Genomic DNA, 9,255 nt, shown 5'->3' with positions numbered 1-9,255 from the left:
TGAGATTCGGTCATAGCTAGTTGATTCGGGTGTTTGATATGTTTTTTTATATAGAGACGGCGACCACCGTAATCGACACGTAAGGGTTCGCCGGCAGCGTCAGATGTGTATAAGGAACAGCATCACCGACTGGCCGGGGCCGGACAGGCGCTGCGATTCCTCTTCCAGCAGGTGGTCGGTGAACGGCAGCGGCGCCAGCCCATGCAGTTCGCGGACCTCGCGCGAACGCGGGCCCTGGCCGTCGGACAGCGCCACCAGGTAGAGCAGTTCCTTGAGCAGATGGCGCGGCGCCTCGTAGGCCGGGCCGATCAGCAATTGCTTGAGCTCGCGGTCGATGCGCGAGAACAGTTGCTTGCGCGACTTGCGCGGCAACAGTTGGCCATCGACGATCGACTCGATCGCCGCGGCGCCGATCCAGCACAGCCGCGAACGGGCCACCCCGCCGTGCAGGCTGTCGAGGCGCGCCAGCGCGCGGCCCATCAGCTTGAGGCTGGGATAGAGGTTCTGTTCGCGGATCAGGCCGAGCAGGCCGATCTGGTACATGTGACGCATCCGCCGGCTTTCCTCGCCTAGTTCGGCTTCGGAAGGCAGGTGGTCGATGGCGGTGCTCGGCGGCCGCGGGATATCCAGGCGGGCGCTGAAGAAGAAGCTTTCCGGCAGCGCCGGCTGCCCTGCGGCACAGCGCACTTCGTTGATCGCCGGCAAGAGCAGCTCGGGGATCTCCTGGCGATTGGCCTCGACGTTCTCCAGGTAGCGGCGCAGCACGTACAGGGCGTTGCCCAGGGCTGCCAACTGGCCGTCGCGCTCCTCGCTGACGCCGGTGGGAATGTCGGTCGCCAGCTGCAGGGCTTCCTGGGCCAGCAGCTCGGCGCCGGCCAGCTCGATCAGGTTGAGGGTGCCGCGGATCTGTTGCAGGCATTCGACGGCGTGCTGCAGCAGGCTGCCGTTCTGCCGCTCGGCAATGAACTGCTCAAGACCCTGTTCGGCCTGTTCCATGGTGGCGAACAACTCGTCGCGCACCAGACTGAGGGACGTGGCTCCTGTGACCATCGGCCTAGTGCGCCTCCCGCGCAAGAATATACAACGGCATCAATCAGCGAATTCCGGCTTCTGCTTGGCCATATGCGCGGCCATCGCCACCCGCAGGTCGGCGGACTGGAGCATGGCGGCGTTCCAGGTAGCGACGTACTCGAGGCCGTCGTCGACCCGGTGGTCGCGCATATAGCGGATCATTTCCTTGGTACCACGGATGGCGATCGGCGACTTCGCGGCGATCTGCCGCGCCAGTTCGAAGACCCCATCCATCAATGCGGCCTGGTCCGCGTAGGTACGATTGACCAGGCCGATGCTCCGTGCCTCTTCGCCGTCGACCATGCGCCCGGTGTAGGCCAGCTCGCGCATCATGCCATCGCCGATGATCCGCGGCAGGCGCTGCAGGGTGCCGACGTCGGCGGCCATGCCGATGTCGATCTCCTTGATCGAGAACTGCGCGTCGGCGGTCGAGTAGCGCATGTCGCAGGCCGAGACCAGGTCGATGGCGCCGCCCAGGCAGTAGCCCTGGATCGCCGCGAGCACCGGCTTGCGGCAGTTGTCGACCGCGTTGAACGAGGCCTGCAGCTCGAGGATCTTGCGACGCAGGGCGTCGGCGTTGCGGCCGACGTCCTTGCCCAGTTGGCTGCCGACCTGGGCCAGCAGCATCAGGTCGATCCCCGAGGAAAAATGCTTGCCCGCCCCGGACAGCACGACCACCCGCACTTCGTCGGTATCGTCGACCCAGCGGAAGATCTCGATGATCTCGCGCCAGAAGTCCTGGTTCATGGCATTGATCTTGTCCGGACGGTTGATCTGGACGTGGGCGATCTTGTCTGCCAGCTCCACACGGAATGCGTTGTACTCGGTCACGGCGATAGTCCTCGGCAGAGCAACTGCGCTGTCAGAACGCAGAGATTTTTGTTGTGCGGAAAATCCCGCAACTATAACAAGGGCGAGCCAAATGTCGATGCTGCACTATGTGATGCACGGCACGCCCATTGATACCGCAATCTCTTCGATGATTGCGCTAAACGCTTGATCCAACGAAAGTCCTGCTGGCATTTTCAGTCTTTTCCTTGCCGTGGAGTCCATCGTGAGCAGTCCCCTGAGCCAGGCTTTCGCACAGAACTTCCTCGGGCATTCGCCGCGCTGGTACAAGCTGACGGTGCTCGCCTTCCTCTTGCTCAATCCCCTGCTGCTATGGCTGGCCGGGCCGGTGACAAGCGCCTGGGTGCTGGTCGGCGAGTTCATCTTCACCCTGGCCATGGCGCTGAAATGCTATCCGCTGCAGCCGGGCGGCCTGCTGGTGCTGGAGGCGCTGTTGCTCGGCCTGGCTACCCCCGAGGCGCTCTATGCGGAGTTGCAGCACAACTTCCCGGTGCTCCTGCTGCTGATGTTCATGGTCGCCGGCATCTACTTCATGAAGGACCTGCTGCTCCTGCTGTTTTCCCGCCTGCTGCTCGGCGTGCGCTCGAAGGCCCTGCTATCGCTCCTGTTCTGCCTGCTGGCCGCCCTCCTCTCGGCCTTCCTCGACGCCCTCACCGTGACCGCCGTGGTGATCAGCGTGGCGGTGGCATTCTTCGCCGTGTACCACCGGGTCGCTTCGGGGCAGCGCGCCAGCGAGGACTACGATCCCGCCACCGACCGCCAGGTCCCGGAGCTGCACCGGGCCCATCTCGAAGAATTCCGCGCCTTCCTCCGCAGCCTGCTCATGCACGCGGCGGTCGGCACCGCACTGGGCGGCGTCTGCACCCTGGTGGGAGAACCGCAGAACCTGCTGATCGGCCACGAGGCCGGCTGGCATTTCGTCGAGTTCTTCCGCCAGGTCGCGCCGGTATCCATGCCGGTACTGGCGGCCGGCCTGCTGACCTGCGTGCTGCTGGAGAAGAGCCGCCGCTTCGGCTATGGCGCCCAGTTGCCGGCGGCGGTGCGCCAGGTGCTCGCCGAGTACGCCGCCAGCGAAAGCCGCAAACGCGGAGCGCAGCAGAAGGCCGCGCTGCTGGTGCAGGCCCTGGCGGCGCTGGTACTGATCGTCGGGCTGGCCCTGCATGTCGCCGAGGTCGGCCTGATCGGCCTGTTGGTGATCGTGCTGATCACTGCCTTCACCGGCGTCACCGACGAACACCAGATCGGCCGCGCCTTCCAGGAAGCCCTGCCGTTCACTGCGCTGCTGGTGGTGTTCTTCGCGGTGGTCGCGGTGATCCACCAGCAGCACCTGTTCACCCCGATCATCCAGGCGGTGCTGGCGCTGCCGGCGGAACGCCAGCCGGGCATGCTGTTCATCGCCAACGGCCTGCTCTCGGCGATCAGCGACAACGTATTCGTCGCCACCATCTACATCACCGAGGTGAAACAGGCGCTGGATGCCGGCCACATGAGCCGCGAGCATTTCGATACCCTGGCGGTGGCGATCAATACCGGCACCAACCTGCCCAGCGTAGCGACGCCCAACGGCCAGGCGGCGTTCCTCTTCCTGCTGACCTCCTCCATCGCCCCGCTGGTGCGCCTGTCGTACGGCCGCATGGTCTGGATGGCGCTACCCTACACCCTGGTGATGGGCGGCCTGGGCTGGTGGGCGGTCAGTCATTGGCTTTGAGCGTCGGCACTCCGTTGACCTGGTTGCGCCATTGCCGCCAGGTGTACATCGGGATACCGGCCATCAGCACCAGGAAACCCCAGAAGATCGCCTGCTGGCCGGTGCCATACAGCGCCCATAGCGAGTAGGCGAAGCCCAGCGAGCCGATCACCAGCAATTGCCGGCGTGAACGCGGCGAGAACTCGTCCGGTCGCACCGCCAGCAGTTGCAACAGCGCGGCGGTGCAGAACGCGTAGGGGACCACCCCGGTCATGGTGCCGAGCAGGATGATCACGTTGAACACATCGACCAGGTCGCCATGCCCGTCGACCATCACCAGCGCCGTCACCAGCAGCCCCGAGGCCAGCAGGCCGTGGGCCGGCGCGCCGTTCTTGTTGAGCTGGCCGAGCGACTCCGGGAACAGCCCGTCGCGCGCCGGAGCCACCGGGATCTGGCCCTGCAACAGGACCCAGCCATTGAGCGCGCCCAGGCAGGCGATCACCGCCCCGGCAGCCACCAGGTAGTAGCCCCAGTCGCCCATCAGGATCCGTGCCGCGTCGGCGAACGGCGAGGTGGAGCGGGCCAGCACCTCCGGCGGCATCAGGCCCTGCACCGCAGTGATAGAGAGGATGTAGAGGGCCGCCGCGGCCAGCGTGCCGAACAGGGTCGCGCGGGGAATGGTGCGGCGCGGGTCCTCGACGTCGTCGGCCGGCACGGTGGCCGACTCCAGGCCGATGAACGACCAAAGGGTCAGCGCCGCGGTGGTGGCGATCGCCTGGGCATAGCCCATGTTCGGCAGCTCGCTGCGCGCCGGGATCGCCAGGTGCTCGGGATTGAAGTGGAACCAGCCGAGGATACCGACCAGCAACAACGGCAGCAGCTTGAGGATGGTCAGCAGGTTCTGCACCACGCTGAAGGTACCGATGCCTCGCAGGTTGATCAGGGTGCACAGCCAGATCGCGGCGATGGCCACGCAGACCATCAGCAGCGGATCCGCCAGCGCCGGGATGAACACCCGCAGGTAGCCGACCAGGGTCACGGCGATCGCCGCGTTGCCGATCCAGGCGGCTTTCCAGTAGGTCCAGGCGCACAGGTAGCCGGCGAAGCTGCCGAAACCGTCGCGGGTATAGGCGTAGGGGCCGCCGGCGCCGGGGTTGACCCGCGCCAGGCGGGCGAAGGTCAGCGCCAGCAGCACCGCGCCGGTGCTCGACACCAGCCAGCCGAACAGGCTGAGCCCGCCGAACGCCGCCAGGCTGGAGGGAAGCAGGAAGACTCCCGAACCGACCATGTTGCCGATCACCAGCGCGCTGCAGGTCCAGAACCCCATGCCGCGCTTGCCGGCCTTCTCTCCCCCCGCCATCGACACCCCTTAGCCTGTCGGCCTCATTCTTTTATGCATTCAACGGTATAGCAGCGCCCGGACGGTCCGTCCTGATGCTGCAGGCCGTGCACATCGGAGTCGAAACCAGGGAAGGCGCGCTCGAAGGTCCGCGCGAACTCGAGATAGTCGAGGATCGAGCGGGTCGCCTCGGTGAAGCGCTCACCCGGCATGATCAGCGGGATACCCGGCGGATAGGGTACCAGCATGACGGCCGCGATGCGCCCTTCCAACCGAGCGATCGGTACCGCCTCGACCTCGCCGCGCACCAGCTTGTCGTAGGCCTCGGACGGCCGCATCGCGACCTCCGGCAGCACCGTGTACATGCGCTTCATGGCCTTCGCCGTGGCGTTGTCGCGGTAGCTGGCGTGCATGGCGTCGCTGAGGTCGCGCAGGCCCACGCCGTTGTAGCGCTTGCCGCCGGCCTGGGCCACGGAGGGCAAGACGTCGAGCAGCGGCAGGTTGGCGTCGTAACAGCGCTTGAATTCGAGCAGTTCGGTGACCAGGGTGCTCCACTTGCCCTTGGTGATGCCCATCGAGAACAGCACCAGGAAGGAGTAGAGACCGGTTTTCTCCACCACCAGCCCGCGCTCCCAGAGGAAGCGGCTGACGATGGCGGCCGGAATCCCCTGCTCGCTGAGCTTGCCGCCGGCGCTCAGGCCCGGGGTGGTCAGGGTGACCTTGATCGGATCGAGCAGCACGTAGTCTTCGGCGATATCGCCGAAGCCGTGCCAGTCGGCGCTCGGCTCCAGCACCCAGTCATGGGTGCCGACCTGGTCGGTGCCCTCCACCTGCTCCGGCTGCCAGACGCCGAACCACCAGTCGTTCCGGTCCAGGTTCTGCCGTACGTTGGCCAGGGCCCGGCGGAAGCTGAGGGCCTCGTCGAAGGTCTCCTGGATCAGCGAACGCCCGGCGGGCCCTTCCATCATCGCCGAAGCCACGTCCAGCGAAGCGATGATGCCGTACTGTGGCGAGGTCGAGATGTGCATCATGAAGGCTTCGTTGAAGCGCGCCACGTCCAGCTTCCGGGTCCCGCCATCCTGCACGTGGATCATCGAGGCCTGGCTGAAGGCGGCGAGCATCTTGTGCGTGGAGTGGGTGGCGAACACCAGGGGGCCCTCCTCGCTGCGCGAGGTGCCCATGCCATAGCGTCCGTCGTAGAACTCGTGGAACGCGGCATAGGCGTACCAAGCCTCGTCGAAGTGCAACACCTCGACGCTGTCGCCGAGGGTCTGCTTGATCAGCTCGGCGTTGTAGCACAGGCCGTCGTAGGTGGAGTTGGTCACCACCGCCAGCTTCACCTTCGGCTCGCGGCCGCGCGCCAGCGGGCTGGCGGCGATCTTCGCGGCGATCGACTCCTTGCTGAATTCGCTCAGCGGGATCGGCCCGATGATCCCCAGTTCGTTGCGTTCCGGAGTCAGGTAGAGCGGTATCGCCCCGGTCATGATGATCGAGTGGAGGATCGACTTGTGGCAGTTGCGGTCCACCAGCACCAGGTCTTCGCGACCGACCATGGAGTGCCAGACGATCTTGTTCGCGGTGGAAGTGCCATTGATCACGAAGAAGGTATGGTCGGCGCCGAAATTGCGCGCGGCACGGTCCTCGGCCTCGGCCAGGGGGCCGGTATGGTCGAGCAGCGAGCCCAGCTCGGGGACCGAGACCGACAGGTCGGAACGCAGCGTGTTCTCCCCGAAGAACTGGTGGAACGCCTGTCCCACCGGACTCTTGCGATAGGCGACACCGCCGCCGTGGCCCGGCGTATGCCAGGAATAGTTGGACTGCGCGGTGTGCTCGACCAGCGCACGGAAGAATGGCGGCAGCAGCCCGGCCAGGTAGTTGCGCGCCGCCCGGGCGACCTGGCGGGCGAGGAACGGCACGGTGTCTTCGAACAGGTAGAGGATGCCGCGCAACTGGTGCAGGTCGGCCATGGACTCGGCCGGCGCGTTCTCGATGGTCACCTGCTCGCCGAGGGCGAAGATCGGCAATTGCGGCGCCCGCACGCGGGCCACGCGGATCAGTTCGACCACATCCTGCAGCAGGCGCTGGTTTTCCCCGGCACCTTCGGCGGCGACCAGGATGCAGGCCAGGCCGTGGTGGGTGGAAGCGACGATGCGCCCCTCGGCGGAGCTGGCGGTGGAGAGAATGCTGAAGCCGTCCTGCTCCAGTTCGTGGGCGATGCCCCGCACGCGTTCGCCGGCAACGGTGTCGGCCTTGATGTCGCGATGGACGATGAGGACGGGAAATTTGAGGTCTTTATACATTGTTGATCCCGAGCAGCAGGCGGGCGAACCCCGCCGGTCGGCTCAGGGTAGAGACTTGCCGGCACGCGCGTAACCCCCGGCGGCTTGCCCTTGTAAGAAAAGGTCGCGGCAACACAAGTCGGCGCGCCGCGCTTGCCTCCGCTCCCGCCAGCGAGGAGCATGGACCTCTCTGCCCTGCTACGGAGCGACAACGATGCGCAGCGCTTATCGGATCGTCAGCGATCACTATGCGGCCTCTAGCCGTGGGGACCTCGCCGGAATGCTGGCGGACATGGACGAACGCACCGAATGGACGGAAATGGCCGGTTTCCCGCTGGCCGGCACCTATGTCGGCGCGGCCGCCATCGGCGCCGGTGTGTTCCAGGCCTTGCAGCGGGACTGGGAGGGCTTCAGGGTCGAGATCGAGCGCCTGATCGACGGCGGCGACAGCGTGGTCGCCGTCGGTCGATATGCAGCGACCCACCGTCGCAGCGGCAAGTCGTTCGAAGCGCGCGTGGCACACGTATGGACGGTGGAGGACGGCAGGATCCGCCGTTTCGAGCAGTTCTGCGACACCTTGCTGGTGGAGCGGGCGACACGCTGAACGCGGCGCCCGTGGTGCATGGGCAGGCTATTCGCCGACCGGCGCTTCCAGTTGCGCCCAGAGCGACGGACCACCTGCCGACTTCTCGATCACCGCCAGCCGCGCCGCATGCGCAGCCAGCTCTTCGGCGTTGGCGCGCAGCACCGGGGTGGCGACCCGCGCCGGATCGAGCCGACGGATCGGGCTGACCATCGGCCGGCCGCTGCCGTCGCCTTCCGCGCCGCTGCCGGCCAGCGACAGGCTGGTCTGGCCGCCGGTCATCGCCAGGTAGACGTCGGCGAGGATCTCGGCGTCGAGCAACGCGCCGTGCAGGTCGCGGCCGGAGTTGTCCACGCCGTAGCGCTTGCACAACGCATCGAGGTTGTTGCGCTGACCCGGATGGCGCTCGCGGGCCATCAGCAGGGTATCCAGCACCGAGCAGTACTCGGTCACGTCCGAGCGGTCCTGCTGGCCCAGCAGGGCGAACTCGTTGTTGATGAAGCCGATATCGAACGCCGCGTTATGGATGATCAGCTGGGCGCCGCGGATGAACTCGAAGAAATCGTTGGCGACCTCGCGGAAGCGCGGCTTGTCCTTCAGGTATTCGTTGGTGATGCCGTGGACGGCGATCGCCCCTTCGTCGACCTCGCGATCGGGTTGCAGGTAGACGTGGAAGTGGCGACCGGTCAGGCGGCGCCCCTCCAGCTCGACACAGCCGATCTCGATGATCCGGTGACCATCGGTCACCGGCATGCCGGTGGTTTCGGTATCCAGTACGACGCTACGCATCTATAGAGCCTTTCTCTGTTTCGCTGCAGCCGTGGCTGCTGAACGCTGGTTTCGGTGTGGCCGCTCAGCGCGGCAATTCGGCGACGCCACGGTTGGCCAACTGGTCGGCCCGCTCGTTGCCGGGGTCGCCGGTATGCCCGCGGACCCACTGCCACTCCACCTGGTGCCGGGCGACCTGTTCATCCAGGGCCTGCCAGAGGTCGGCATTCTTGACAGGCTGCTTGCTGGCGGTCTTCCAGCCGCGCTTCTTCCAGTTCGGCAACCATTCGGTGATGCCGCGCATCACGTATTCCGAGTCGGTGATCAGACGGATCGGACAGGAACGCTTGAGTGCCGCCAGCGCCTGGATCGCCGCCATCAGCTCCATGCGGTTGTTGGTGGTGTCCGGCTCGCCGCCCCAAAGCTCTCGCTCGGCGCCCTTGTAGAGGAGCAACGCCCCCCAGCCGCCGCGCCCAGGGTTGCCCTTGCAGGCGCCGTCGGTATAGATCACTACCTGTTCTTTATCTGTCATGCCTAAATTTCGGAATCTCGCCGGCTGACTTTCGCCACCGGCATGGGCACCAGCTGACCGCGCGGTTCGCGCTTGCTCTGGCGCAACGGGCGCAACCCCACGACCAGCTTGCGTGCCACCAATAGATAGAAGCCGGCGCCCGAAGAC

Annotated in this window: 7 protein-coding genes and 2 pseudogenes; 2 read left to right on the top strand and 7 right to left on the bottom strand. The window is 66.0% G+C overall.

Annotation, left to right across the window (positions count from 1 at the left end):
* Positions 1–120: 120 nt before the first annotated feature.
* Together fimL and FFS27_RS22460 are read right to left on the bottom strand one after the other, a co-directional pair.
* Positions 121–1,050, bottom strand: a pseudogene (gene fimL / locus FFS27_RS22465) (type IV pilus/biofilm regulator FimL); the annotation flags it as partial.
* A 39-nt stretch (positions 1,051–1,089) separates the two neighbouring features.
* Complete coding sequence (locus FFS27_RS22460; RefSeq protein WP_003087972.1) at positions 1,090–1,902, bottom strand: crotonase/enoyl-CoA hydratase family protein; 813 nt, start codon at positions 1,900–1,902, stop codon at positions 1,090–1,092.
* Positions 1,903–2,125: 223 nt separating this feature from the next.
* Here FFS27_RS22460 and nhaB point away from each other — a divergent pair, with 223 nt between their 5' ends.
* Positions 2,126–3,628 (top strand): sodium/proton antiporter NhaB, encoded by a 1,503-nt coding sequence (gene nhaB, locus FFS27_RS22455; protein WP_003087967.1) that lies wholly within the window; start codon positions 2,126–2,128, stop codon positions 3,626–3,628.
* Here nhaB and FFS27_RS22450 read toward each other — a convergent pair.
* Complete coding sequence (locus FFS27_RS22450; protein WP_003087965.1) at positions 3,612–4,967, bottom strand: amino acid permease; 1,356 nt, start codon at positions 4,965–4,967, stop codon at positions 3,612–3,614. The two genes, nhaB and FFS27_RS22450, sit on opposite strands and share 17 nt — an antisense overlap.
* Positions 4,968–4,990: 23 nt before the next feature.
* Positions 4,991–7,246 (bottom strand): lysine-specific pyridoxal 5'-phosphate-dependent carboxylase LdcA, encoded by a 2,256-nt coding sequence (gene ldcA / locus FFS27_RS22445; RefSeq protein ID WP_003087961.1) that lies wholly within the window; start codon positions 7,244–7,246, stop codon positions 4,991–4,993.
* Positions 7,247–7,439: 193 nt separating this feature from the next.
* Between ldcA and FFS27_RS22440 the strand changes: the two genes are divergently transcribed.
* The gene (locus FFS27_RS22440; RefSeq protein WP_003132809.1) at positions 7,440–7,829 is read left to right on the top strand and encodes a nuclear transport factor 2 family protein; all 390 of its coding nucleotides are present in this window, start codon (positions 7,440–7,442) and stop codon (positions 7,827–7,829) included.
* A gap of 27 nt (positions 7,830–7,856) precedes the next feature.
* Here FFS27_RS22440 and dnaQ read toward each other — a convergent pair whose 3' ends face one another.
* The 3 genes and pseudogenes from dnaQ to FFS27_RS22425 all read right to left on the bottom strand — a co-directional run.
* On the bottom strand, positions 7,857–8,597 hold the full coding sequence (dnaQ, locus tag FFS27_RS22435; RefSeq protein ID WP_003087958.1) for a DNA polymerase III subunit epsilon: 741 nt from the start codon (positions 8,595–8,597) through the stop codon (positions 7,857–7,859).
* A 64-nt stretch (positions 8,598–8,661) separates the two neighbouring features.
* Positions 8,662–9,108, bottom strand: a complete 447-nt coding sequence (gene rnhA / locus FFS27_RS22430; RefSeq protein WP_003087954.1) for a ribonuclease HI — start codon at positions 9,106–9,108, stop codon at positions 8,662–8,664.
* Positions 9,109–9,110: 2 nt separating this feature from the next.
* Positions 9,111–9,255, bottom strand: a pseudogene (locus FFS27_RS22425) (SAM-dependent methyltransferase); the annotation flags it as partial.

This window comes from Pseudomonas sp. 2VD, from assembly GCF_005503585.1.
GTDB classification, from domain to species: domain Bacteria; phylum Pseudomonadota; class Gammaproteobacteria; order Pseudomonadales; family Pseudomonadaceae; genus Pseudomonas; species Pseudomonas aeruginosa.
The sequence above is the reverse complement of the archived record's forward strand: the minus strand, read 5'-3'. Positions and strand labels throughout refer to the sequence as shown.

Excerpts from the sequence above, each read along its gene's own strand:
- FFS27_RS22440 (WP_003132809.1), top strand. The coding sequence starts at position 7,440 with ATGCGCAGCGCTTATCGGATCGTCAGCGATCACTATGCGGCCTCTAGC.
- rnhA (WP_003087954.1), bottom strand. The coding sequence starts at position 9,108 with ATGACAGATAAAGAACAGGTAGTGATCTATACCGACGGCGCCTGCAAG.
- FFS27_RS22450 (WP_003087965.1), bottom strand. The coding sequence starts at position 4,967 with ATGGCGGGGGGAGAGAAGGCCGGCAAGCGCGGCATGGGGTTCTGGACC.
- ldcA (WP_003087961.1), bottom strand. The coding sequence starts at position 7,246 with ATGTATAAAGACCTCAAATTTCCCGTCCTCATCGTCCATCGCGACATC.
- dnaQ (WP_003087958.1), bottom strand. The coding sequence starts at position 8,597 with ATGCGTAGCGTCGTACTGGATACCGAAACCACCGGCATGCCGGTGACC.